This window comes from Dysgonomonas termitidis (assembly GCF_042654545.1).
Classification (GTDB): Bacteria; Bacteroidota; Bacteroidia; order Bacteroidales; family Dysgonomonadaceae; genus Dysgonomonas; species Dysgonomonas termitidis.
In genome coordinates this window covers 77,529-100,759 of record NZ_JBHSGN010000080.1, presented here as the reverse complement: position 1 = coordinate 100,759, position 23,231 = coordinate 77,529, and the positions used below count along the sequence as shown (strand labels likewise).

Annotated in this window: 27 protein-coding genes; 24 read left to right on the top strand and 3 right to left on the bottom strand. The window is 42.3% G+C overall.

Annotation, left to right across the window (positions count from 1 at the left end):
* The first annotated feature begins 6 nt into the window (after positions 1-6).
* The 6 genes from ACFO6W_RS14250 (at position 7) to trxA (ending at position 5,633) form a co-directional block, all read left to right on the top strand.
* On the top strand, positions 7-1,194 hold the full coding sequence (locus tag ACFO6W_RS14250; RefSeq protein WP_379997531.1) for a C1 family peptidase: 1,188 nt from the start codon (positions 7-9) through the stop codon (positions 1,192-1,194).
* Position 1,195: 1 nt separating this feature from the next.
* Positions 1,196-1,627 carry a Dabb family protein gene (locus ACFO6W_RS14245; RefSeq protein ID WP_379997529.1) on the top strand — a complete coding sequence of 144 codons (432 nt, stop codon included), beginning with the start codon at positions 1,196-1,198 and terminating at the stop codon, positions 1,625-1,627.
* Positions 1,628-1,894: 267 nt separating this feature from the next.
* Complete coding sequence (locus ACFO6W_RS14240) at positions 1,895-2,254, top strand: MarR family winged helix-turn-helix transcriptional regulator (protein ID WP_379997527.1); 360 nt, start codon at positions 1,895-1,897, stop codon at positions 2,252-2,254.
* 48 nt (positions 2,255-2,302) lie between these two features.
* Positions 2,303-4,753 carry an FAD-dependent oxidoreductase gene (locus tag ACFO6W_RS14235; protein ID WP_379997525.1) on the top strand — a complete coding sequence of 817 codons (2,451 nt, stop codon included), beginning with the start codon at positions 2,303-2,305 and terminating at the stop codon, positions 4,751-4,753.
* A gap of 24 nt (positions 4,754-4,777) precedes the next feature.
* Positions 4,778-5,002: a hypothetical protein gene (locus tag ACFO6W_RS14230; RefSeq protein WP_379997523.1), complete on the top strand. Its 225-nt coding sequence runs from the start codon at positions 4,778-4,780 to the stop codon at positions 5,000-5,002.
* A gap of 157 nt (positions 5,003-5,159) precedes the next feature.
* On the top strand, positions 5,160-5,633 hold the full coding sequence (trxA, locus tag ACFO6W_RS14225) for a thioredoxin (protein WP_379997521.1): 474 nt from the start codon (positions 5,160-5,162) through the stop codon (positions 5,631-5,633).
* A gap of 244 nt (positions 5,634-5,877) precedes the next feature.
* Here trxA and ACFO6W_RS14220 read toward each other — a convergent pair whose 3' ends face one another.
* A complete protein-coding gene (locus ACFO6W_RS14220; RefSeq protein ID WP_006800272.1) occupies positions 5,878-6,474 on the bottom strand; it encodes a MarC family protein in 597 nt (198 codons plus the stop codon).
* Positions 6,475-7,277: 803 nt separating this feature from the next.
* Here ACFO6W_RS14220 and ACFO6W_RS14215 point away from each other — a divergent pair.
* Positions 7,278-9,218, top strand: a complete 1,941-nt coding sequence (locus ACFO6W_RS14215) for an NAD(+) synthase (protein ID WP_379997519.1) — start codon at positions 7,278-7,280, stop codon at positions 9,216-9,218.
* 167 nt (positions 9,219-9,385) lie between these two features.
* Positions 9,386-9,940, top strand: coding sequence for an NAD(P)H-dependent oxidoreductase (locus tag ACFO6W_RS14210; RefSeq protein WP_379997517.1), 555 nt, complete (start codon positions 9,386-9,388; stop codon positions 9,938-9,940).
* A gap of 60 nt (positions 9,941-10,000) precedes the next feature.
* On the opposite strand, the gene ACFO6W_RS14205 is transcribed toward ACFO6W_RS14210, so the two are convergent.
* Positions 10,001-10,984, bottom strand: a complete 984-nt coding sequence (locus tag ACFO6W_RS14205; protein WP_379997515.1) for an alpha/beta hydrolase — start codon at positions 10,982-10,984, stop codon at positions 10,001-10,003.
* A 125-nt stretch (positions 10,985-11,109) separates the two neighbouring features.
* Positions 11,110-12,336, bottom strand: coding sequence for an MFS transporter (locus ACFO6W_RS14200; protein WP_379997513.1), 1,227 nt, complete (start codon positions 12,334-12,336; stop codon positions 11,110-11,112).
* Between the two features lie 386 nt (positions 12,337-12,722).
* Between ACFO6W_RS14200 and ACFO6W_RS14195 the strand changes: the two genes are divergently transcribed.
* From ACFO6W_RS14195 to rplN, 16 genes are all read left to right on the top strand, one after another.
* Entirely contained in the window at positions 12,723-14,123 is a 1,401-nt protein-coding gene (locus ACFO6W_RS14195) for an OmpP1/FadL family transporter (RefSeq protein ID WP_379997511.1), read from the top strand.
* A 269-nt stretch (positions 14,124-14,392) separates the two neighbouring features.
* The gene (rpsL, locus tag ACFO6W_RS14190; protein ID WP_006800265.1) at positions 14,393-14,815 is read left to right on the top strand and encodes a 30S ribosomal protein S12; all 423 of its coding nucleotides are present in this window, start codon (positions 14,393-14,395) and stop codon (positions 14,813-14,815) included.
* A 163-nt stretch (positions 14,816-14,978) separates the two neighbouring features.
* Positions 14,979-15,455: a 30S ribosomal protein S7 gene (gene rpsG / locus ACFO6W_RS14185; protein ID WP_006800264.1), complete on the top strand. Its 477-nt coding sequence runs from the start codon at positions 14,979-14,981 to the stop codon at positions 15,453-15,455.
* 24 nt (positions 15,456-15,479) lie between these two features.
* Positions 15,480-17,603 carry an elongation factor G gene (gene fusA, locus ACFO6W_RS14180; RefSeq protein WP_379997508.1) on the top strand — a complete coding sequence of 708 codons (2,124 nt, stop codon included), beginning with the start codon at positions 15,480-15,482 and terminating at the stop codon, positions 17,601-17,603.
* Between the two features lie 93 nt (positions 17,604-17,696).
* Positions 17,697-18,002: a 30S ribosomal protein S10 gene (rpsJ, locus tag ACFO6W_RS14175; protein ID WP_006800262.1), complete on the top strand. Its 306-nt coding sequence runs from the start codon at positions 17,697-17,699 to the stop codon at positions 18,000-18,002.
* A gap of 38 nt (positions 18,003-18,040) precedes the next feature.
* Entirely contained in the window at positions 18,041-18,655 is a 615-nt protein-coding gene (gene rplC / locus ACFO6W_RS14170) for a 50S ribosomal protein L3 (protein WP_006800261.1), read from the top strand.
* On the top strand, positions 18,655-19,284 hold the full coding sequence (gene rplD / locus ACFO6W_RS14165; RefSeq protein WP_006800260.1) for a 50S ribosomal protein L4: 630 nt from the start codon (positions 18,655-18,657) through the stop codon (positions 19,282-19,284). Before rplC ends, rplD begins: the two co-directional genes overlap by 1 nt.
* Before the next feature lie 10 nt (positions 19,285-19,294).
* A complete protein-coding gene (gene rplW / locus ACFO6W_RS14160) occupies positions 19,295-19,588 on the top strand; it encodes a 50S ribosomal protein L23 (protein ID WP_379997505.1) in 294 nt (97 codons plus the stop codon).
* Between the two features lie 7 nt (positions 19,589-19,595).
* A complete protein-coding gene (rplB, locus tag ACFO6W_RS14155) occupies positions 19,596-20,420 on the top strand; it encodes a 50S ribosomal protein L2 (protein WP_379997503.1) in 825 nt (274 codons plus the stop codon).
* 22 nt (positions 20,421-20,442) lie between these two features.
* Entirely contained in the window at positions 20,443-20,712 is a 270-nt protein-coding gene (rpsS, locus tag ACFO6W_RS14150) for a 30S ribosomal protein S19 (RefSeq protein WP_006800257.1), read from the top strand.
* A gap of 46 nt (positions 20,713-20,758) precedes the next feature.
* Positions 20,759-21,166 carry a 50S ribosomal protein L22 gene (gene rplV, locus ACFO6W_RS14145; protein WP_379997501.1) on the top strand — a complete coding sequence of 136 codons (408 nt, stop codon included), beginning with the start codon at positions 20,759-20,761 and terminating at the stop codon, positions 21,164-21,166.
* Between the two features lie 6 nt (positions 21,167-21,172).
* Positions 21,173-21,931, top strand: coding sequence for a 30S ribosomal protein S3 (gene rpsC, locus ACFO6W_RS14140; RefSeq protein ID WP_291111230.1), 759 nt, complete (start codon positions 21,173-21,175; stop codon positions 21,929-21,931).
* A 22-nt stretch (positions 21,932-21,953) separates the two neighbouring features.
* Positions 21,954-22,385, top strand: coding sequence for a 50S ribosomal protein L16 (rplP, locus tag ACFO6W_RS14135; protein ID WP_006800254.1), 432 nt, complete (start codon positions 21,954-21,956; stop codon positions 22,383-22,385).
* 5 nt (positions 22,386-22,390) lie between these two features.
* Positions 22,391-22,588, top strand: a complete 198-nt coding sequence (gene rpmC / locus ACFO6W_RS14130; protein WP_296941741.1) for a 50S ribosomal protein L29 — start codon at positions 22,391-22,393, stop codon at positions 22,586-22,588.
* 6 nt (positions 22,589-22,594) lie between these two features.
* Complete coding sequence (gene rpsQ / locus ACFO6W_RS14125; RefSeq protein WP_006800252.1) at positions 22,595-22,852, top strand: 30S ribosomal protein S17; 258 nt, start codon at positions 22,595-22,597, stop codon at positions 22,850-22,852.
* Positions 22,853-22,854: 2 nt separating this feature from the next.
* Positions 22,855-23,220 carry a 50S ribosomal protein L14 gene (gene rplN, locus ACFO6W_RS14120; protein WP_006800251.1) on the top strand — a complete coding sequence of 122 codons (366 nt, stop codon included), beginning with the start codon at positions 22,855-22,857 and terminating at the stop codon, positions 23,218-23,220.
* Positions 23,221-23,231 lie beyond the last annotated feature (11 nt).

Genomic DNA, 23,231 nt, shown 5'->3' with positions numbered 1-23,231 from the left:
TTATAAATGAAAAAATTAGTAGTGTTATCAGCATTCATTTTGCTGACTCTGGGTATAAATGCCCAGGACGCGGGAACAGGCTATCAGTTCTCCGTAGTAAAAGAAAACCCGATTACCTCTATCAAGAATCAGGGAAACAGTGGCACTTGCTGGAGTTTTTCCGGACTGGGCTTCCTCGAATCGGAAGTTATCCGCATGGGCAAAGGAGAGCACGATCTGTCGGAGATGTACATTGTACGCCGCAATTATGCAGACAAGGCGGACAAGTTTGTAAGGGTGGGAGGTAACCTGAATTTTGCTCAGGGAGGTTCTTTTGCCGATGTCGTAGAAACATTAAATGAGTATGGGGTTCTCCCGAATGAGGTTTATACCGGCCTTAACTATGGTGAAACAATGCATAAGCACGGGGAAGTTGAAGCAGGCCTTTCCGGATATGTAAAAGGAATTAATGAAAATAAGAACAAGCGTATATCTCCGGTATGGAAACAGGGTCTGAACGGCATTCTTGACGCTTATTTCGGAGTTGTTCCTCAGAATTTCCAATATCAGGGGAAATCATATACAGCCGGGTCGCTGCGTCAGTCTTTAGGCTTGGAGGCAAGTAATTATATATCTCTTACCTCGTTTACCCATCATCCGTTCTATGCTCCGTTTGCCCTTGAAATTCCGGATAACTGGCGTTGGTCGCTTTCATATAACCTCCCAATAGATGAACTGATGCAAACTATCGACAATGCCCTGAATAACGGTTATACAGTGGCATGGGCTTCTGATGTGAGCGAGATAGGCTTTACCCGTAACGGACTGGCCGTTATTCCTGACGATGAAGCGCCTGAGAATGTAGGTTCAGACCAGGCACACTGGTTAGGCCTATCCCAAACAGAAAAAAATAACCGCATTAAGTCTAAAATAGAACAAGGACCTGTAAAAGAAAAAGTAATCACGCAGGAAATGCGTCAGATAGCGTACGACAATCAGGAAACAACCGACGATCATGGCATGCAGATATATGGTATCGCTAAAGACCAGAATGGAAGTAAGTATTATCTGGTAAAAAACTCCTGGGGAGAGGCCGGTGCATATAAAGGTATCTGGTATGCCTCGGAAGCTTTTGTAAAGTATAAGACAATGAGTGTAATGATACACAAAAATGCCTTACCCGCCAGCGTTGCTAAAAAACTTACTCTGAAATAATATGATAATAAGGATAATAGGACTTCTGTTCGTATTTTCTCTGTTTTGTGCATGTAACAGGTCTAAACAGGAGAATGAGGTAAACGAAAGTTTGATCGTTGAACAGCCGGGAATTTTTGCAAAACTGGAAAAAGGGAATATACGGCATACAGTCATGTTCAATTTGAAATATGATGTGGATGCTCCCGAAACGGTAAAATTTTTGCAGGACGGCCAGCGCATTTTAGGCGCCCTCCCTATGGTAAGGAATTTCGAAGTATCCCGTCAGATCAGCAGCAAGAATGAATTTAAGTTCTATTTCTCAATGGTTTTCGACAATCAGGATGCTTATCAGGCCTATAATGGCCATCCTGAGCATGTGAAGTTTGTAAAAGAGCGTTGGGACACTGAAGTAACCAATTTTCTTGAAGCGGATTTCGTCGCCGTCGAATAACGATTATCATAGGATAATATAGTTTGAAGAGGATGAATTCTAAGTTTCCGGCAAATAAAAACAGGAAACTTAGAATTCATCCTGTTTTTATTTGTATCAGAGTTTGTTCTACAACGCTGACGATTCATTCTTAATAATTTATTTTGTCATGTACTATGATAGTTTCATTTCAATAATATTTTGACTCAATAAAAAAACTAAGATAATTTGCCTGTTCTAAATAAAAATATTTCCTTTACAAATATTTCGTACTAGCAAATAAATAAAATGGAACCGATTTGTAAATTAAAAGATATATATAAAGCCCTTTACAACTTCGAAAAACGTTTTGCAGAAGCTAATGGCATCACCATCAACGAAGGAATGTTGCTTTGCTGCCTCAAAGACGGCAAGCCAAGGTCGGCTAACGAGTTATGTGACTTTGTAGGATTGTCTAATTCGCGTGTGTCACGTGTCATTACCACCGTGGAAGGCAAGGGATATATAGTCCGTGAAATAGGAACTGCTGATAAACGCCAGATGATTTTCACATTGACGGAATCAGGAAAACAGAAAACAAAGGAAATGCAGGCGCAGGGAATGGATTTTTCGGAGTTCACAGCTTTAATTTCAAATTTGCAGGAATAAAAATTTTAATCGATTAATTGCTAATAGCAAATATTTATATCATAAATTATGAAAGTACTTATAATAGGAGGAGTTGCCGGAGGGGCGACAGCGGCAGCAAGGCTCAGGCGTATGGATGAAGACGCGGAAATTATATTATTCGAGCGGGGTGAATATGTATCCTATGCGAATTGCGGGCTGCCATATCATATCGGCGGGACGATAAGCGAGCGTGACAGGTTGTTTGTGCAGACTGTAGATGGCTTTACCGGCCGGTTCAATATAGATATACGGGTAAAGTCGGAAGTTACAGGCATCGATACCAGAAGTAAAACAGTGACGGTGCATGATTTAACTACCGGAGACAATTATATCGAAAGTTACGATAAGCTGATTGTATCCACCGGGGCAGAACCGATAAAACCGCCCTTGACGGGTCTTCATGACGGCCGGATATTCTCTCTGCGTAATGTGCCCGATATGGATAAGATAAAAGACTATATAGATCAGCATAAACCCAAAACTGCCGTTGTTATCGGTGGCGGTTTTATCGGTCTGGAGATGGTGGAAAACCTACATGATGCAGGGATTAAGGTGTCTGTGGTGGAAAAAGGCAATCAGGTGATGGCGCCACTGGACTATGCAATGGCTGCTATGGTACATCAGCACCTAAGGCAAAAAGGCGTATCGCTCTATCTTGAAGAAGGGGTGACAGGTTTTGAACCGGAAGGAGATAACCTGAAAGTCTTATTGGAAAAGGGAGTTGCGTTGGATGCCGGTATGGTTATCCTTAGTATCGGTGTCCGTCCCGAAACAAAGCTGGCAAAAGATGCCGGTCTTGAACTTGGTTCGCTCGGCGGGATTAAGGTAAACGACTATATGCAGACGTCGGATAAGGATGTGTATGCGTTGGGCGATGCAGTAGAAGTGTTCAACCCCGTAATCGGTAAACATGCCCTTATTCCCCTTGCCGGCCCTGCCAATAAGCAGGCGCGTATAGTAGCGGACAATATTCTCGAAAATAATAAATATAAGTATGCCGGCACAATAGGTACATCCATAGCCAAGGTGTTCGACCTTACGGTTGCCGCCACAGGAGCTTCGTCCAAATTGCTGGACAGGGAAAATATTCCTCATATTACTTCCTATACACACGGGAGTTCGCATGCAGGTTATTATCCCGATGCCTTGCCCCTGTCTGTGAAAATCAATTTTTCACCTGACGACGGTAAGTTGTTAGGTGTTCAGGCAGTAGGCTTCGACGGTGTGGATAAGCGCATCGACCTGTTTGCGCAAGTAATAAAAAAGGGAGGTACTATTTACGATCTGCAGGAAGTGGAACATGCTTATGCTCCGCCTTATTCCTCGGCGAAAGATCCTGTTAATATGGCAGGCTTTGTAGCGGATAATATTTTGAGGAAGAAAGTAAATATCATTCAGTGGGATGAACTGAAAAAGCAGGATAGACAGGATGTATTTATTATCGATACCCGTACTGCGGAAGAACATCAGTTCGGACACATCGCCGGCTCGGTAAATATTCCCGTGGACGAGATGCGCAGCCGCCTGCCGGAAATACCGAAAGATAAGAAGATTGTATTATATTGTGCTGTAGGACTACGAGGATATATTGCCTATCGCATTTTGGCGCAACACGGATATAAAGATATTTTCAACCTGTCGGGAGGATATAAAACATATTTCTGTGCCACGGAAGATTATTCTGGTTCAAACAATATATGTGCATCAGCTAAAGAAGAAAATAAACCTGCAACACAACAATTCACCAATATGAAAACGATCGCCATAGATGCCTGTGGGCTGCAATGCCCCGGACCGATAATGCAACTCAAAAAGAACTATGACAGTATAGAAGCGGGTGACCGCCTCGAAATAAAAGTGACCGACCAGGCTTTCGGCGAAGACCTCAATGGATGGAGCCGTATGGTGGGCGCTAAAGTTCTCGGCATGGAGAATGCAGGGGGAGTAATTACTGCTGTTGTGGAGAAACAGCCCGCAGACGAAAGATCTGAGAAGGCAGTCGCCTGCGGAGATAATAAAACACTCATCGTTTTCAGCGATGATCTCGACCGTGCCTTAGCCTCTTTTGTTATAGCCAACGGAGCGGTGGCTTCGGGCAAGAAAGTGAGTATATTCTTTACATTCTGGGGACTGAATGTGATAAAGAAGGTGGAAAAGCCAGCCGTAAAGAAAGACTTTATGGGTAAGATGTTCGGCCTTATGTTGCCGTCGAGCAGTAAAAAGCTAAGCCTTTCAAAGATGAATATGGGTGGAATGGGCAGCAAAATGATGCGTATGATAATGAAAGATAAGCGTATCGACAGCCTCGAAAGCCTGATGCAACAGGCAAAAGATAATGGAGTGGAATTTATAGCCTGTTCCATGTCGATGGATGTAATGGGGATAAAGAGAGAGGAACTGATGGACGGTGTCACCATCGGCGGTGTGGCTGCTTATCTCGACAGGGCTGAGAATGCCAATGTGAATTTATTTATTTGAGAAATATTAAATTATCTTTGACCAATGGAGAAAATAATAACCATATTGAAACGAAACTGGACATATCTCGCCGGAGCCGCTTCCGGCGCTGTCACCGGTTATCTGTACTGGTACTTTATCGGGTGCAGCAGCGGTACATGTCCTATTACGGCTTCACCTGTAAGCAGTATGATCTGGGGAGCAGTGACAGGAGGCTTGCTGCTCAGCCTTTTCAGAAAAGAAACAAGGAATGAGCAAGATAGTGAATAAATGGAGTATGCTGCCTGTCTGTATTAAGGGCATGGTATTTGCAATGCTTATAATCTATATTTTATCATCGTGTTGTGTTACAGGATACTGCCAGGCCAGCACTGTGGATTATGAACAGACAACAGAAAAAACAAACGAAAAATAACAGAAGGAAGTTATGAAACATATTTTATTGACGCTGTTTATAGCCGGACTGACATTCAGTTCCTGCAACGGACAAACAAAGAATACTCAAACAAAAGAACCAGCAAAAAAGGAGACTAAAATGAAAACAATACATTTGAATAAAATAGACTTTTTGAAAAAAGTAGCTAATTATGAGGCTAATCCGGGTGAATTCAAATATCTGGGCGATAAACCCGCGCTGATAGACTTTTATGCCGACTGGTGTGGCCCGTGTAAAGCCATTGCTCCCGTACTGGAAGAACTGGCAGCAGAATATGACGGCGAGATTTATATATATAAGATAAATACGGAGGAAGAACAGGAACTTGCAGCCTTGTTCGGAATCAGAAGTATCCCGAGCCTGTTGTTTGTGCCTATGGGTGAGGAACAGCCTCAGATGGCCCAGGGCGCATTGCCTAAGCCTGCACTGAAAGAGGCCATAGATAAGGTGTTATTGAAGAAATAATATATTATGCCAATCATTGATTTTTATTGACGATACGACTAAAATTAATATAGAGAAGAGGTTGTCCCAAAAGTATTTTTTCATATCATTTTGTCATGTTGAACGGAGTGAAACATCTCGTATCCGGAGGGCCGAGATTCTTCGTTACACTCAGAAACAACGTTCGGCAGAGCGAAGCGGAGCCAATGACAAAGAGGGTAACACTTTGATAGTGTAATATTACTTTTGGGACAGCCTCTTCTATTTATTGCTGCAAGCTGTCCAGCAGTGCATTGATGTTTGCGGTAAATAACCTTACGGCAATCGCCATAACGATGACCCCGAAAAATTTTCGCAGGACGTAGACTCCGCCTATGCCCAGTATCTTTTCCACTACATTGAGGTACCTGAGCACAAGGAATACGATTATCATATTCAGGAACAGGGCGATAATAATATTCGATACATCATATTCTGCACGCATAGATAACAACACCGTAAATGTACCGGGTCCGGCTATTAAGGGAAAAACAATGGGGACAAGTGTCTTTGAGCCGCCAGGAGCATCATTTTTGAAAACTTCCACGCCGAATATCATCTCTATGGATATGATGAAGATAACCAGTGCTCCGGCAACGGCAAAGGATGAGACATCGACATTGAATAATTTCAATACCCAGTTTCCGATAAACAGGAAAGCTGTCATTATGATAAATGAGTAGATAGCTGCCTGTAATGGGTTAACATCCCGTCCTTCTCCCTTGAAACTCAGAAATATAGGGATAGAGCCCGATACGTCGATTAGAACGAACAAGACAACAAATGCACTTAAGATTTGCGTTAAACTGATATCGAATCCCATAATATTTACTTTTTTTAAGATATAACAAAGGTATATATTTTTGGTTCAAATGCATGAGGTTTTATTCTTTTTGTAGAAGTTTATCTATGTAATAGTAAGCTATTAGCCTTTAGCTGTTAGCTTGTAGTTCTTTGAAGTATTGATTGGCCCCTCCAATCTCCCCTCCGGGGCAGGGCTGTTAAGTTCTGATTTCTTATACCCTCTGTGTCATGTTGAACGAAGTGAATTGCAAATCGCCGAAGCGAAGGCGAGGCAAACATCCCGTTTCTCAGGGTCGAGATCCTTCGTTCCACTCAGGATGACAGCAGAAAATAATGGAACAGAATCCAGAACTTAACAGCCCTGTCCCAAAGGGGGACTTACATAGAGGGAAAAAGTAACAGATAATAAAATAGTGGAAAAAGTGTAACTTTTGTAACTTTTTTGAAATAGTTACGAGTTAGCTGGCGCCCTGTTTTGTTTCACGCAAAGACGCAAAGTTTTTACATCTTACAGGTTGTTTATTGTTAACTGATGACTGTTTACTGAAAAGTTACCTTTTATATAGTGTTCTTTGTGTAAACCTTTGTGTCCCTTGCGGCGAAGATATTTAGCCATACATGGTTAATGAATGCAAAAATGACAGAATAAAAATAATGAAAAATGTGTCAGAAGTGTCAGGTTTTAACAATATATGGTTAATTAATGTAAAAAATAACTGATAATTATAGAAGTTACCAATTTTCATGGGTTTGTCTAAAAGAAACTGATAAACAACATAAAAAACTTTTGTAAGTTTGTGATTGTAAAAATATATTGCTCATATGAATAACTACGGATTTGTCCGCGTTGCGGCTGCCAGCCCTTCACTGAAGGTGGCGGATTGTGACTATAATACAGACGAGATACTGAAACAAATAAATGAAGCGCAAAGTAAGGGTGTTTCGGTCATTGTATTCCCCGAATTGGGCATCACGGCCTACACCTGCGGCGACCTGTTTCTGCAAAGGCTGCTTCTCGAAGAAGCGGAGAAGTCACTGCAACGAATATGTGATGCTACACGTGACTTGTCAGTTACAGCCATTGTAGGCGTGCCGGTCGAAATATCGGGCAGACTTTATAATATGGCGGTAGTTATCGGTGCCGGGTATATTCGTGGAGCAGTACCGAAAACGTTCCTGCCCAATTATAATGAGTTTTACGAAAAACGCTGGTTTTCTTCGTCAGAGGAATTGAAAGCACAGTCGGCATCCCTCTGCGGGCAGTGTGTGCCTGTAGGAATTAATCTGATATTCAGAACGCCCGGATTCAGCTTTGCCATAGAAATATGTGAAGATTTGTGGACGCCTGTTCCTCCTTCCTGTGCATCTGCGTTGAGCGGAGCTGAAGTTATATTCAACCTGTCGGCAAGTAATGAGACCACAGGAAAGCATGCATATCGCAAAGCGCTGGTGAATCAGCAGTCGGCTCGTTGCATTGCCGGGTATGTCTATGCAGCTGCCGGAGCTGGAGAATCCACTACCGATATTATTTTTGCAGGCAGCAGTCTGATAGCCGAGAACGGGTCTGTACTTGCCGAAGCGGAACGCTTCTCATTCGACAGCCAGCTGATAACGGCAGATATAGATATAGAACGGTTGAGAAATGACAGGTTGAGAAATAAATCATTCTCATTATCAGAGTACAGGGTGTTGGATAATATACAATTCGAAGAGATAGACATAGATATAAATAAGGAGGAAAAAGAATTTGCACTCAACCGCTATGTTTCGTCCACCCCGTTTGTCCCGGCACAGGATGCTACACTGGACGAACGCTGCGATGAAATCTTTTCCATGCAGGTGGGCGGTCTGGCAAAGAGGATGCTGCATGTGAATGGCAAGACCGCTGTGATAGGCGTGTCGGGCGGACTCGATTCTACCCTTGCATTACTGGTACTGGTGAAGACATTTGATAAACTGAACCTGTCTCGCGAAGGTATCTATGGTATTACAATGCCCGGATTCGGAACTACCGACCGTACCTATACCAATGCCATAAAGCTGATGCGGTCATTAGGTGTTACTATCAAAGAGATATCGATTAGGGACGCGGTTGTCCAGCATTTCAAAGATATAGAGCATGATGCAGGCATACATGATATAACATACGAAAATTCACAGGCGCGCGAACGTACACAGATACTGATGGACTATGCCAACAAGGTGAATGGCCTGGTTGTCGGTACAGGTGACCTTTCAGAGCTGGCTCTGGGCTGGTGTACTTACAACGGTGACCATATGTCGATGTATGCCGTGAACACGGGTATTCCGAAAACACTGGTGCGTACCCTTGTGTCGTGGGTTGCTGAAACACAGATGGATCGAGCGTCAAAAATAATTTTGGAAGATGTGGTGGATACACCTGTCAGCCCCGAATTGCTGCCTGCGGCGGAGGATGGGACAATAGCACAGAGAACAGAAGATGTGGTAGGACCTTATATTCTGCACGATTTCTTTTTATATTATGTACTTCGTTTCGGTTTCTCCCCTGCTAAAATCTATTATCTGGCAAAACATGCATTCAGGGGGCAGTATGAAAATGAAGTGATACTGAAATGGCTCCGGACATTCTTCCGGCGGTTCTTTTCCCAGCAGTTTAAACGCTCTTGCCTGCCCGACGGGCCGAAAGTGGGTTCGGTCAACCTGTCGCCACGGGGTGACTGGCGTATGCCGAGCGATGCCGCAGTGGCTTTGTGGATGAAACAGCTGGATACATTGCTTTGATTTGCTTCTGTGTAATATATGTAATAGTTTGCCTGTGAGTAATATAGGTAACTTTACCAGATAAAGCAAAATTTTTAATCAAATATTACATTGAAGATAACACTATTGAAAAAAAATGTATATTTGTAGAAGGAGAACTTCGCATTCTAATTCTAAAAAAATCACACATGGAACTGGAAAACAGAAATGAAAAGAATAAGGTTGTCATTCTATTGGCACACCCTGACTGGAACGAATCGGAAGCTAATAAAGCCTTGCTGGATGCCGTATATAACCCTGTCGATGTAGATTTGTACAACTTATATGGCGATAAGGAATATACAGTTACGGATTGGGCGAATATTATGGCCAAAGCATCATTTGTCATTTTTCAATTCCCTTTCTACTGGATGTCTGCACCTGCGAAACTAAAAGAGTGGCAAGACGAGGTGATGAATTCTTTGGCAAAAACTCCGGCTATCGCAGGTAAACCGTTTATGGTGGTTACCACGACCGGATGGAATCAGGAGGCATACAGGAGCGGAGGCAAAATAGGCTTTACAGTGGATGAATTGCTGCGTCCTTATCAGGCGGGAGCTATATATGCGGGCATGGTCTGGAAAACGCCTCTGGTTGTATACGGGATAGGGACAGCCAATTCCGCTAAAAATATTTCTATCGGTGTAGAACAGTACAGGAATATTGTGAGTCAATTTATACAGACTTCACAGGAGATCTGGTGATCTGATAAGAGAACAGCTATTCAATTTGAACAGCCGTCTCTATGTTATATTGCGAATTTTTTATTTCAGATATTTTTTCAGTGTCGCAGCGGACAACAGGATCAGTGCTTTCGTTTCCGGTGTATCGGCTAGCCCGTTGAGCATGCCCCAGTCATGGATTGCACTATTGAACCGTACAGTGGTTACATCCACGCCGGCTTCATCCAGTTTTCGCCCGTAGGCTTCGCCTTCATCCCTAAGTATGTCGTTTTCAGCTACTTCTATAAGGGTGGGCGGCAAATCTTTGAGTTGCTCTATGGATGCTAATAATGGGGACAGGTAAATACTTTTGGCATCTTCAGGTTTTGAGATGTATTGTCCTGCCATCCAGTCGAGGAGGGATGTTGTGAGGAATCTCTCTTTACCATATAGTTTGAATGACTCATAATCGGTGCTTGCATCGGTGACAGGCCATAGAAGTATCTGTACCTTGATATGGGGCCCGTTATTCTCTTTAGCCTTGATGCAGGTAACAGTAGTCATGTTCCCTCCGGCACTGTTGCCTACTACAGCCAGCCGTTTACCGTCTACGTTGATTTCGTCGCCGTGGGTTGCAACCCACTTTGTAGCAGCATACACTTCGTTGACAGCCTGCGGAAATTTAGCTTCGGGTGATAATGAATAGTTTACAAAAACGGAAGCGTATCCTGATTCTACGACCAAATCACGCACGAGACGCTGATGTGTCGGATAGTCGCCTAATACCCATCCTCCGCCATGAATAAAGATAAATACGGGTAGTTTGTCCTTTACTCCTTTCGGACGTACTATGTTCAACTTGATCGTATATCCGTCCGCTGTGATTGTCTTTTCCGATTCGTCGATTCCCGACAAATCTACCTTTACAGAAGCCTGTGCTTGTATCAGTACATTGCGGGCATCGGGTACAGGGAGCGATTCTACCGGCTTGCCGGCGGCATTCAATACTTTAAGAAAAGCTTTGGTTTTCTTACTAAGGTGCGGGTCCTCCAGATAGTTCAGAGGCTTTTTTATATCATTACTCATAGCCAATATAATTAAGGGGTTAATTATGCGAAGTAAACCTTTGTATTCAATTACAACATTTACTTTCGGCTATTAGTTTTATGATCCGGATAAAGGGGCTATTTAATTACGTTAATTTAACGGATTCATTCTTTCGCTCCCTTCGTAGTATAGCCTAGTCTTTTTATTACAGGAATGAAACTGGCAATTGCACCTATGGCAAGGGTTGCCACTCCTGCTATGATAAATGCATTGAGAAGCCCTATTTTTTCGGCAATAAATCCCGTGGCAAGTAATCCCGGTATCGTTGGCAGCAGGCTTACACTATCGTATATGGAAAATACACGCCCCAGCGCGGCGGGATCTATTTTGGTTTGCAATATTACTGTGAAAGAGCTCCAGTATATGGAACCTGCCACCCCGCTGATAGAGGTCAGTACAACAAACATGGCGAAGCCTGACGTAGGTAATATGCCCATGGCCCAATATGTTATACCCAGCCCCATGGCTACGATATTCATACTTACAACCTTATTCGTAGTCTTCATAAATTTGAGGCTGAGGACTGCTCCTCCTACCAGCATGCCGATACCCCATGCCGTTTCCACCAGCCCCATCTGGTAGGCATTTCCACCGAAGTAACTTGTCGTCATCAGCGGGTAAAGGGCTGCAATAGGCACTATAAAGAATGTGATCCCTATTACCGATACCATAAGATAGGTAATTCCCCTGTTCATAAACAGGTGCCTGACCCCCTCTTTCACCTCCAGCCATACGTTAGGCTCGATGTCCTCTTTCTTTTCCGGATTTGGTATTTTAACAAATAAGAGAGAGGTACAAGCTATTGCCGCACCCAACACATCGAACATCATTACATAAGTCATGCTTAAAAGCGATATGAGTACAGCACCCAGCGCCGGGCCCGCAATATTGCTGATGGACTGTATCATCTGGTTTATTCCCGCAATGCGCATCAACTCGCTCTCGGGAGCCAGCAACGGGACGGATGCCTGCATGGCAGGCATATGGAATGCGCTGCCTGCCGAGCGTAATGCCAGCAGAAGGTAGATGAGCCACAAAGGGGTCATTTCCAGATAAAAAAGAATTCCCAGTGCTGCCGAACAGAGAGCAACAAAGCTGTCGGCAAGTATCATTGTGCGTTTTCTGTCCCAGCGGTCTACATATACCCCTGTGAACAGGCCGAGAATAATGAAAGGAAGCAGTACGGCAATCATGGCTGAGGCCAGGACTTCGGGCGAACCGGTTTTTATACTAAGCCAGAATACAACTGCAAAACCCACTATGGAACTGGTCAGTGTAGAGAAAAACTGTCCCGACCATATGATGATAAACGTTCTTTTCCAATTATTCATAAATATAGTTACTCTGCTATAAAGAGCTGTGTGTTAAACAAACCGGTATATGTCTGCGATTTGCTGTTTATTAAACAAATGTGTGTGAAAATGATTTTACCTTAATTAAAATTAAGGATTGTGAGGAATGAGGAATCCCTCAGTGATAGAGAATGGTGAAAAGACGTATAAGTCTCATAGTTATATCGTTTTTTAGTGTTGCAAAGGTACATTTTTTTTCTTGAATGTAAATGTTATTGAGTCAAGATATTAGATATTTAATTTAGTTGCATAGACAACAAATATTTGATTATCAGTAAGATAAAGTCATATTTTTAACATGGTTTCTTTTGAAACTAATATAATACTCATATCTTTGTCCCCTCATTTAACTAATTTTATTAATAATGAATAAGAAATCGATACTGATAACCATTTTATCTCTATGTCAGGCCTCTTTTATTTTCGCAGGAGGAATATTGACCAATACCAATCAAAGTGCCCACTTTATCAGAATGGTTGCCCGCGATGCTTCATTGCAGATCGATGCGGCATATACTAATCCGGCCGGACTGGTGAAGCTGAACGATGGATTCCACTTTTCGTTTTCCAATCAAAGTGCTTTCCAGACAAGGACAATTACTTCCACTTTCGCGCCTTTCGCAGGATATGGCGGCAATGCTACAAAAGAATTCAAGGGAACGGCCTCGGCGCCGATAATACCGAGCCTGCAAGCTGCCTATAAAACAGGGAAATGGGTGCTCTCCGGAAATATCGCGGTTACAGGAGGCGGTGGTAAGGCTACATTTAATGATGGCTTACCGTCTTTTGAATCACAGCTGGCAGTATTGCCTACAGCAATAAGTGCAATGGGGGTACCTACAACTCAATATTCTGTCGATGCATATATGAGAGGGTCGTCATTTATCTATGGAGCTCAGATGGGTGGGAGTTATGCAATCAATGATATGTTTTCCGCATATGCCGGCTTCCGCCTCAATATCGTGAATAATGGCTACGAAGGCTATCTGAAAAATGTAAAAGTAAATCCACAGCATCCACTGGTAAACCCTACGGGGGGGATGATGCTTGCTACTGATTTCCTTACAGCTGCAGGAAAACCGGAACTGGCTGCTATGGTTGCTGACAGAGAAATTGATAATAAGCAAACAGGATGGGGAGTTGCGCCTATCCTTGGACTAAACTTTAATTGTAAGGCTCTTAATATTGGTATGAAGTATGAATTTAAAACAAGCCTTAATGTTGAAAGTAAAACAATAGATGGCAAAGATGGAGGACTGGCGCAGTTTAAGGATGGTGTAAATACTCCGCATGATATACCTTCTTTGTTTACAGTCGGAGCATCATATCAGATAACACCTCAATTCCTGGCTAGTGTTGGCTATCATCATTTCTTTGATTCGGACGCTAAAATGGCTGATGATAAGCAAAAATTTATTAATGGAGGTACAAATGAATATCTTGCAGGACTTGAATTTCGTATAAATAGTATGTTTCTGGTTAGTGCAGGCGGACAGATAACACGATATGGGGTTACAGATGATTACCAAAAGGATCTTAGCTTCTCTATCAACTCATACTCGATAGGTTTTGGTGGTGCTGTGAATGTAGCAAAGAATGTAATGATAAATATAGGCTATTTCTGGACAACCTATTCCGATTGGGACAAAGAAAATGCAAAATATGCTTCCATTCCGGGATCAGACCCTGTCGTCTACCTTTCGGGTAAAGATGTATTCTCCCGTACCAATAAAGTATTTGCAGCCGGGGTAGATTTCTCGTTCTGAAAACTTTGATATAGATAATATAATGAAGGCGGGGAAGCGGCAGGCTTCCCCGCCTTTGTATTTTAGGCAGATATATTCATTTTCTTTTGTAATTATTTGTGTATCTTACTGATTATGTCTACATTTGCAACCCGAATAAAGCATGAAAAGAGGCTTGTTTTGGTGGCAAACATTTGATTGTCATTGAAATAGCTTCTGTTTATTGTGTTATTCGGTAAAGTAAAATGTATAATAAAAATTGAATTTAAAGTTCTAAAGATTAAAACAAGATGCCTACGATTCAACAATTAGTAAGAAAAGGACGTACTGTTTTGGTTGAAAAGAGTAAATCCCGTGCATTGGATTCTTGCCCTCAACGCAGAGGTGTTTGTATTCGCGTGTACACAACTACTCCTAAGAAACCTAACTCAGCGATGCGTAAAGTAGCACGTGTGCGCTTAACAAACACAAAAGAGGTTAATGCTTATATTCCCGGAGAAGGGCATAACTTGCAGGAGCACTCGATTGTACTTGTTAGAGGTGGCCGTGTGAAAGACCTGCCCGGAGTTCGTTATCACATTGTTCGCGGAACATTGGATACAGCCGGTGTTAACGGTCGTACACAACGTCGCTCTAAGTACGGAGCAAAACGTCCTAAACCGGGAGCAGCGCCAGCTAAAGGTGCACCAGCTAAAGGGGGTAAGAAAAAATAATCCCTGAAGCAATCCCTTTAACCGAGATTTTTAATTAAGTATTAAAACGGTTTAAGTTTATTGGATAGGCTATACATGGGTTGAGTAAATGGTTCGGCGGAACCGTTGAAGACATCAGAAAATTGGCAACCAAAAACAAAAACAAAATTTTTTTAAGTAAACAATGAGAAAGGCAAAACCAAAGAAAAGACAGATCCTCCCGGATCCTGTTTTCGGTGATGTAAAGGTTACAAAATTTGTTAACCACTTGATGTACGATGGTAAAAAATCGACTGCGTTCGATATTTTCTATACAGCATTAGAAATTGTAAAGAAAAAACTACCAAACGAAGAAAAGTCTGCTCTTGAGATATGGAAAGCAGCATTGGATAATGTAACTCCGCAAGTAGAAGTGAAGTCTCGCCGTGTAGGTGGTGCAACATTTCAGGTTCCTACCGAAATTCGCCCTGATCGCAAAGAATCAATCTGTATGAAAAATCTTATCCTGTATGCTCGTAAGAGAGGCGGGAAGACTATGGCTGATAAATTAGGCGCTGAAATTACGGATGCATTTAATGGCCAGGGAGGCGCATATAAAAGAAAAGAGGATATGCACAAAATGGCTGAGGCTAACCGTGCTTTCGCTCATTTCAGATTTTAACAAAAAGGAAAGAGCTATAAACCGATGGCAAAAATTATCGACAATTTAAGAAATACAAGAAATATAGGCATCATGGCTCACATTGATGCCGGTAAAACCACTACCTCCGAACGTATTTTGTTCTACACAGGTCTTACTCATAAGATCGGTGAGGTACATGATGGCGCTGCCACTATGGACTGGATGGAACAAGAACAGGAACGTGGTATCACCATCACATCTGCTGCTACCACTGCGAGCTGGAAGTATAATAATGAGGTGTTTAAAATCAACCTTATAGATACTCCCGGACACGTTGACTTTACGGTAGAGGTAGAGCGTTCACTCCGTATCCTCGACGGAGCTATCGCTGCTTACGATGCCGTAAGCGGGGTAGAGCCCCAGTCGGAAACAGTGTGGCGTCAGGCTGACAAATACGATGTGCCTCGTATGTGTTATGTGAATAAGATGGACCGTTCGGGTGCAGACTTTTTTGAAGTAGTTCGCCAGATAAAAGAAATGCTGAACGGAAATCCTTGTCCGGTACAGATTCCTATCGGTGCAGAAGAAAACTTCAAAGGAATCGTCGACTTAGTGAAAATGAAGGCGATGTACTGGCACGATGAAACTATGGGCGCTGACTACGAACTGGATGAAATTCCGGCAGAATACCTGGCGGAAGCTCAGGAGTGGAGAGAAAAAATGCTTGAAAAAGCCGCTGAATGTGATGAAACACTGATGGAGAAATTCTTCGATGATCCTTCTTCCATTACTGAAGACGAAATTCTTGCAGCACTTCGTATAGGAACTCTTTCAATGCAGATCAACCCGATGTTTTGCGGTTCTTCATTCAAAAACAAAGGTGTACAGCCATTACTGGACGGCGTATGTAAATTCCTTCCCAGCCCTATCGATACATTAGCTATCGAAGGTACAGATCCGAGAAACGGAAATACAATCGTACGTCACCCTAGTCCGGACGAACCTATGTGTGCTTTGGCGTTTAAGATCGCTACTGACCCGTTTGTAGGACGTTTATGTTTCTTCCGTGTATATTCGGGAGAACTGGCAGCCGGTTCTTATGTATATAATACCCGTTCCGAAAAGAAAGAACGTATTTCCCGTCTATTCCAGATGCACTCAAACAAACAGAATCCGAAGGATGTGATTGGTTGTGGTGATATAGGCGCAGGTGTAGGATTTAAAGATATCCGTACAGGTGATACATTGTGTGATGAGAACCATCCTATCGTTCTTGAGTCTATGGACTTCCCTGAACCGGTTATCGGAATAGCAATTGAGCCTATCACTCAAAAGGATGTGGATAAGCTTTCTAATGGTCTTGCTAAACTATCAGAAGAAGATCCGACATTCCGTGTGCATACCGATGAAGATTCAGGCCAGACAATCATCGAAGGTATGGGTGAGCTTCACCTGGAAATTATCATTGACCGTCTGAAACGCGAGTTCAAAGTAGAATGTAACCAGGGACGCCCTCAGGTATCCTATAAAGAAGCGATCTCCCAGACAGTGGAGCTTCGCGAAGTTTATAAGAAACAATCGGGAGGTCGTGGTAAGTTTGCCGATATCATTGTTAAAGTTGGTCCTACAGATGCAGGCTTTGAAGGTGAATTGCAATTCATCGATGAAGTAAAAGGTGGTAACGTTCCGAAAGAATTTATCCCTTCTGTACAGAAAGGATTTGCTGCTGCAATGAAAAATGGTGTACTTGCAGGATATGCGCTTGATAAACTGAAAGTAGTCCTTGTAGACGGTTCATACCATACAGTGGACTCTGACCAGTTGTCATTCGAACTTGCAGCTAAGTTTGCTTTCAAAAATGCTTGTGAGAAAGCAAGCCCGGTATTACAGGAACCTATCATGAAACTGGAGGTCGTTACTCCGGAAGAAAGTATGGGTGATGTGATTTCCGACCTGAACAAACGCCGCGGGCAAGTAGAAGGTATGGAATCGAGCCGTTCCGGCGCACGCATCGTGAAAGCGAAAGTGCCTTTGGCGGAAATGTTTGGCTATGTAACGTCGTTGAGAACAATTACATCAGGTAGGGCAACTTCAGCTATGACGTTCTCTCACTACGAGGTAGTATCTCCGTCGATTGCGCGCCAGGTATTGACTGAGGTTAAAGGACGTGTCGATCTGATCAAATAATAAAATCCAGACTGCGGTTAGTAAATGACTCTTAATCGCAGTCTGAATCTATTTTATACAATAAATTTTTGAATAACTAATTAAAAACAGACAATGAGTCAAAAAATCAGGATTAAACTAAAATCTTACGATTACATGCTGGTAGACAAGTCTGCCGAGAAAATCGTTAAAACGGTAAAAGCAACAGGTGCAGTAGTCAGCGGTCCAATTCCGTTACCAACACACAAACGTATCTTTACTGTAAACCGTTCAACTTTCGTTAACAAGAAGTCCCGCGAGCAATTTGAGCTGTCTTCTTATAAAAGACTGATCGATATCTACAGCTCTACAGCTAAAACAGTAGATGCGCTGATGAAACTTGAGTTGCCAAGTGGCGTTGAAGTTGAAATCAAAGTTTGATGAATTTTTATACTAGTTTAAATAAATAATTAAGAGAAATGCCAGGATTATTAGGAAAAAAAATCGGAATGACATCCGTTTTCAGTGCCGAGGGAAAAAATATTCCATGCACTGTTATCGAAGTGGGTCCTTGTGTTGTTACTCAGGTAAAAACAGTTGAGAAAGACGGTTACGAAGCTTTACAGCTAGGGTTTGTTGAAAAGAAAGACAAACACACAGCCAAGCCGCAAGCCGGTCATTTCAAGAAAGCTGGAGTAGCACCTCAAAGACACTTGGCCGAGTTCAAAGGAATTGAAGGTCGCAAACTAGGCGATGTACTTACTGTAGACTTCTTGGAAGACGCACAGTATGTAGATGTTATCGGAACATCGAAAGGTAAAGGATTCCAGGGGGTAGTTAAACGCCACAATTTCGGTGGGGTAGGACAGGCTACTTTGGGACAACACAACCGTCTTCGTGCTCCGGGTTCTATCGGTGCTTGTTCTTACCCTGCGAAGGTATTTAAGGGAACAAGAATGGGCGGACAAATGGGTAATGTACGCACAACTGTCCAAAACCTTGAAGTAATTAAAGTGATTCCGGAACACAATCTTTTGTTGATTAAAGGCTCTGTACCGGGAAGTAAAGGTTCAATCGTAATAATTGAGAAATAATGGAACTGAGTGTATTAGATAAAAACGGTAAAGATACCGGTAAAAAAGTAGCGTTGAACGATGCTATTTATGGAATTGAACCTAACGAGCACGTTCTTTGGCTGGATGTGAAACAATACCTGGCAAACCAACGTCAGGGGACTCACAAATCTAAAGAAAGAAGTGAAATGTCGGGAAGTACACGCAAACTGATCCGCCAGAAAGGTGGAGGTGGTGCACGTCGTGGTGACATCAACTCTCCGGTATTGGTCGGGGGTGCCCGTGTATTCGGTCCAAAACCAAGAGATTACAGCTTCAAATTAAATAAGAAAGTAAAACAGCTTGCCCGTAAATCTGCTCTTGCTACCAAAGCAAAAGGTAACCAGATCGTAATAGTTGAAGACTTTTCTTTCGATGCGCCGAAAACTAAGGATTTCGTAGCATTGACTAAAAATTTGCAAGTGGCTGATAAAAAGATACTTCTAGTTTTGCCAGACCAAAATAAAAATGTATATTTGTCGGCTCGTAATTTAGAAAGAGTAAAAGTTGTAAAAGCTTCTGATTTAAATACTTACTCAATACTTAACTGTTCAAGTCTGGTATTGGCTGAGTCATCGGTTGCTGTTATAGATAACCTTTTAAAAGCATAAGGAGGATACTATGGGAATTATAATTAAACCAATATTAACAGAAAAACAAACTGCGATTTCGGAGAAATTCCCTAATCGTTATGGTTTTCGTGTTGCTCCAGATGCAAACAAAGCGGAGATTAAGAAAGCTATAGAAGAGCTTTACGGCGTAACAGTTGAGTCAGTGAACACGATCAAATACGACGGAAAGCGCAAAAGCCGTTACACTAAAGCAGGTGTAATCAGTGGTAAAACTTCGGCTTTCAAGAAAGCAATAATCACCCTTAAACAAGGTGAGAGTATAGACTTTTTTAGTAATATCTAAATAAAAAATGGCAGTACGTAAATTAAAGCCCACAACACCGGGGCAGAGACACAAAATTATTGGTACATTCGAAGAAATCACTGCAAGTGTACCAGAAAAATCCCTTGTAGTCGGTAAAAAAGCGTCAGGTGGCCGTAACAACCAGGGAAAGATGACTATGCGTTATCTTGGTGGTGGTCACAAAAGACAATTGAGGCTAATCGACTTCAAGAGAACAAAAGACGGAATACCAGCCACTGTAAAATCAATAGAATACGATCCGAACCGTTCGGCTCGTATCGCATTGTTATATTACGCTGACGGAGCAAAGACATATATCCTGGCTCCTCAGGGATTGGTAGTAGGTCAGACAGTGATATCGGGAGTTGATGCTGCTCCTGAAGTCGGAAATACATTGCCTCTGGCAAAAATTCCGATTGGTACAGTTATTCATAATATCGAATTACGTCCCGGACAAGGAGCTAAAATGGTTCGTTCGGCAGGTGGATTTGCTCAGTTGACTTCCCGTGAAGGAGACTATGCTATCATCAGAATGCCTTCGGGCGAAACACGCAAGATCCTATTGGCTTGTAAAGCTACTGTAGGCAGTGTAGGTAATTCAGATCATGCTCTTGAAAAATCAGGTAAAGCCGGACGCTCTCGCTGGCTTGGACGTCGCCCTCGCAACCGTGGTGTTGTAATGAACCCTGTCGATCACCCAATGGGTGGTGGTGAAGGTCGCGCTTCGGGAGGACACCCAAGATCACGTAAAGGATTGTATTCTAAGGGTCTTAAGACTAGAGCTCCTAAGAAACATTCTTCTAAGTACATAATCGAAAGAAGAAAGAAATAATAACCTGATTAATTAAGAAATTATGAGTCGTTCGTTAAAAAAAGGCCCGTATATTAATGTTAAGCTTGAGAAAAAAGTCTTGGCCATGAATGAGTCAGGTAAAAAAGCTGTAGTTAAGACATGGGCAAGGGCTTCAATGATCTCTCCTGACTTTGTAGGTCACACTATTGCTGTTCACAACGGAAACAAATTCATTCCGGTATATGTGACAGAAAATATGGTAGGACATAAATTAGGAGAATTCTCCCTCACACGTACATTCCGTGGACACGGAGGTAACAAGAAAAAATAATTGGAGCAGAAGCCAATAAATTAATTAAAAGAAAACATTAAAAATAATGGGTGCTAGAAAAAGAATAACAGCTGAAAAAAGAAAGGAAGCTCAAAAAACCATTTCTTTTGCCAAGTTGAACGATGTACCGACTTCACCACGCAAAATGCGCCTTGTGGCTGACATGATCCGTGGAATGGAGGCATTCAGAGCGCTTGGTGTATTGAAATACTCAAATAAAGAAGCTGCTGCCAAATTAGAAAAACTATTGCGTTCAGCTATCGCAAACTGGGAAGCTAAAAATGAACGTAAAGCAGAAAGTGGTGAGCTATTTGTATCATTGATAAACGTAGATGGTGGCGCAATGCTGAAAAGAATGCGTCCTGCTCCACAGGGAAGAGGTTACAGAATACGTAAGCGTTCAAACCATGTGACCCTTCACGTAGATACACTAAATAAAGAAAATCAAAATTAATAGCAGATGGGACAAAAAGTAAATCCAATAGCAAATCGTTTAGGAATCATCAGAGGATGGGACTCTAACTGGTATGGAGGCAAAAGTTACGGCAACACACTGCTGGAAGACAGCAAAATCCGTAAATATCTGAATGCCCGTCTAGCTAAAGCCAGTGTATCGCGTATCGTTATCGAAAGAACACTGAAACTTGTAACTATTACAGTTTGTACAGCACGTCCGGGTATCATTATCGGTAAAGGCGGACAGGAAGTAGACAAGCTGAAAGAAGAGTTGAAGAAAATTACAGATAAAGATATTCAAATCAATATTTTCGAAATCAAAAAACCTGAGCTGGATGCAGTTATCGTAGCTAACAATGTAGCGCGTCAGGTGGAAGGCAAAATCGCCTATCGCCGTGCTATCAAAATGGCTATCGCTTCTACGATCAGAATGGGTGCCGAAGGTATCAAGATTCAGATTTCAGGCCGTTTGAACGGAGCGGAAATGGCTCGTTCGGAAATGTATAAAGAAGGACGTACTCCACTTCATACATTCCGTGCCGATATCGACTATGCACATGCCGAAGCATTGACAAAAGTTGGTTTGATAGGTATCAAAGTATGGATTTGCCGTGGAGAAGTTTACGGCAAGAAAGACCTTGCACCTTCATTTGTTGCGTCTAAAGATGGTGGCCACTCTAACAACAGAGGTGGCGGTGACCGTCGTAACGACAGAGGCGACAGAGAACAGGGAAAAGGTTTCAAGAGAAATAAGAGAAAGTAATTAAAAAAACGTTTGAAGTAAAATGTTACAACCGAAGAAAACAAAATTCAGAAGACAGCAAAAAGGTCGTATGAAAGGTAATGCTCAGAGAGGGCATGAACTGGCTTTCGGTTCGTTTGGCATCAAAACCCTGGAGAACAAATGGATCACAGGGCGCCAGATAGAAGCGGCCCGTATTGCAGTAACTCGTTACATGCAGCGTCAAGGACAAGTTTGGGTTAGAATTTTCCCTGACAAACCAATCACTAAGAAACCTGCCGAAGTCCGCATGGGTAAAGGTAAGGGATCTCCTGAAGGGTTCGTTGCACCGGTTACACCTGGTAGAATACTATTCGAAATCGAAGGAGTATCTTATGATGTGGCAAAAGAAGCATTGCGCCTTGCAGCACAAAAGCTTCCTGTGACTACTAAATTTATAGTTCGCAGAGATTATGACTTAACTCAAAACGCTTAAGAAGTATGAAAATTGCAGAAGTAAGAGAACTTTCGGACAAAGAATTGAAAGAAAGATTAGATGCTGAAAGAATAGCATTAAACCAATTGGTGTTAAACCACAGTGTATCTCCATTGGATGCTCCGACTAAGATTAAAGAAAAGCGTCGCGATATAGCACGTTTCTTAACAGAGATCCGCCACAGAGAACTAAAAAATAAATAAGAGCTGATGGAAACGAGAAATTTAAGAAAAGAAAGATTCGGGGTCGTTTTCAGCAACAAGATGGACAAAACCATCACAGTAGCTGTAAAATGGAAAGAAAAACACCCTATTTATGGAAAATTCGTTAACAAAACGAAGAAATATCATGCTCATGACGAAAAGAACGAGTGTAACATCGGCGACACAGTACGCATCATGGAAACTCGTCCGTTGAGTAAAACTAAAAGATGGAGATTAATCGAAATAATCGAAAGGGCTAAATAATTATGATACAACAAGAATCAAGACTAGTAGTTACTGATAACAGTGGGGCTAGAGAATGCTTATGTATCCGCGTATTAGGCGGTACAAGAAGACGTTATGCGTCTGTAGGGGATGTGATTGTGGTTGCTATCAAGAATGTAATCCCTTCGAGTGATATTAAGAAAGGTGCTGTAACAAAAGCTATCATCGTGCGTACTAAAAAAGAAATCCGCCGTGTAGACGGTTCTTATATCCGTTTCGATGACAATGCTTGTGTATTGCTAAACGCAGCAGGTGAAATCAGAGGAAGCCGTATTTTCGGACCAGTTGCCCGTGAACTTCGCGCAACTAATATGAAAATCGTTTCGTTGGCACCAGAGGTACTATAATCCATAAAACT

Coding starts and splice junctions, on each gene's coding strand:
- rplD (WP_006800260.1), top strand. CDS start 18,655: ATGGAACTGAGTGTATTAGATAAAAACGGTAAAGATACCGGTAAAAAA.
- ACFO6W_RS14205 (WP_379997515.1), bottom strand. CDS start 10,984: ATGAGTAATGATATAAAAAAGCCTCTGAACTATCTGGAGGACCCGCAC.
- rplB (WP_379997503.1), top strand. CDS start 19,596: ATGGCAGTACGTAAATTAAAGCCCACAACACCGGGGCAGAGACACAAA.
- ACFO6W_RS14240 (WP_379997527.1), top strand. CDS start 1,895: ATGGAACCGATTTGTAAATTAAAAGATATATATAAAGCCCTTTACAAC.
- rplN (WP_006800251.1), top strand. CDS start 22,855: ATGATACAACAAGAATCAAGACTAGTAGTTACTGATAACAGTGGGGCT.
- rplV (WP_379997501.1), top strand. CDS start 20,759: ATGGGTGCTAGAAAAAGAATAACAGCTGAAAAAAGAAAGGAAGCTCAA.
- ACFO6W_RS14245 (WP_379997529.1), top strand. CDS start 1,196: ATGATAATAAGGATAATAGGACTTCTGTTCGTATTTTCTCTGTTTTGT.
- rpsL (WP_006800265.1), top strand. CDS start 14,393: ATGCCTACGATTCAACAATTAGTAAGAAAAGGACGTACTGTTTTGGTT.
- rpsJ (WP_006800262.1), top strand. CDS start 17,697: ATGAGTCAAAAAATCAGGATTAAACTAAAATCTTACGATTACATGCTG.
- ACFO6W_RS14230 (WP_379997523.1), top strand. CDS start 4,778: ATGGAGAAAATAATAACCATATTGAAACGAAACTGGACATATCTCGCC.
- ACFO6W_RS14220 (WP_006800272.1), bottom strand. CDS start 6,474: ATGGGATTCGATATCAGTTTAACGCAAATCTTAAGTGCATTTGTTGTC.
- ACFO6W_RS14215 (WP_379997519.1), top strand. CDS start 7,278: ATGAATAACTACGGATTTGTCCGCGTTGCGGCTGCCAGCCCTTCACTG.
- ACFO6W_RS14195 (WP_379997511.1), top strand. CDS start 12,723: ATGAATAAGAAATCGATACTGATAACCATTTTATCTCTATGTCAGGCC.
- fusA (WP_379997508.1), top strand. CDS start 15,480: ATGGCAAAAATTATCGACAATTTAAGAAATACAAGAAATATAGGCATC.
- ACFO6W_RS14210 (WP_379997517.1), top strand. CDS start 9,386: ATGGAACTGGAAAACAGAAATGAAAAGAATAAGGTTGTCATTCTATTG.
- ACFO6W_RS14200 (WP_379997513.1), bottom strand. CDS start 12,336: ATGAATAATTGGAAAAGAACGTTTATCATCATATGGTCGGGACAGTTT.
- rplP (WP_006800254.1), top strand. CDS start 21,954: ATGTTACAACCGAAGAAAACAAAATTCAGAAGACAGCAAAAAGGTCGT.
- rpsQ (WP_006800252.1), top strand. CDS start 22,595: ATGGAAACGAGAAATTTAAGAAAAGAAAGATTCGGGGTCGTTTTCAGC.
- ACFO6W_RS14250 (WP_379997531.1), top strand. CDS start 7: ATGAAAAAATTAGTAGTGTTATCAGCATTCATTTTGCTGACTCTGGGT.
- trxA (WP_379997521.1), top strand. CDS start 5,160: ATGAAACATATTTTATTGACGCTGTTTATAGCCGGACTGACATTCAGT.
- rpsC (WP_291111230.1), top strand. CDS start 21,173: ATGGGACAAAAAGTAAATCCAATAGCAAATCGTTTAGGAATCATCAGA.
- ACFO6W_RS14235 (WP_379997525.1), top strand. CDS start 2,303: ATGAAAGTACTTATAATAGGAGGAGTTGCCGGAGGGGCGACAGCGGCA.
- rplC (WP_006800261.1), top strand. CDS start 18,041: ATGCCAGGATTATTAGGAAAAAAAATCGGAATGACATCCGTTTTCAGT.
- rpmC (WP_296941741.1), top strand. CDS start 22,391: ATGAAAATTGCAGAAGTAAGAGAACTTTCGGACAAAGAATTGAAAGAA.
- rpsG (WP_006800264.1), top strand. CDS start 14,979: ATGAGAAAGGCAAAACCAAAGAAAAGACAGATCCTCCCGGATCCTGTT.
- rplW (WP_379997505.1), top strand. CDS start 19,295: ATGGGAATTATAATTAAACCAATATTAACAGAAAAACAAACTGCGATT.
- rpsS (WP_006800257.1), top strand. CDS start 20,443: ATGAGTCGTTCGTTAAAAAAAGGCCCGTATATTAATGTTAAGCTTGAG.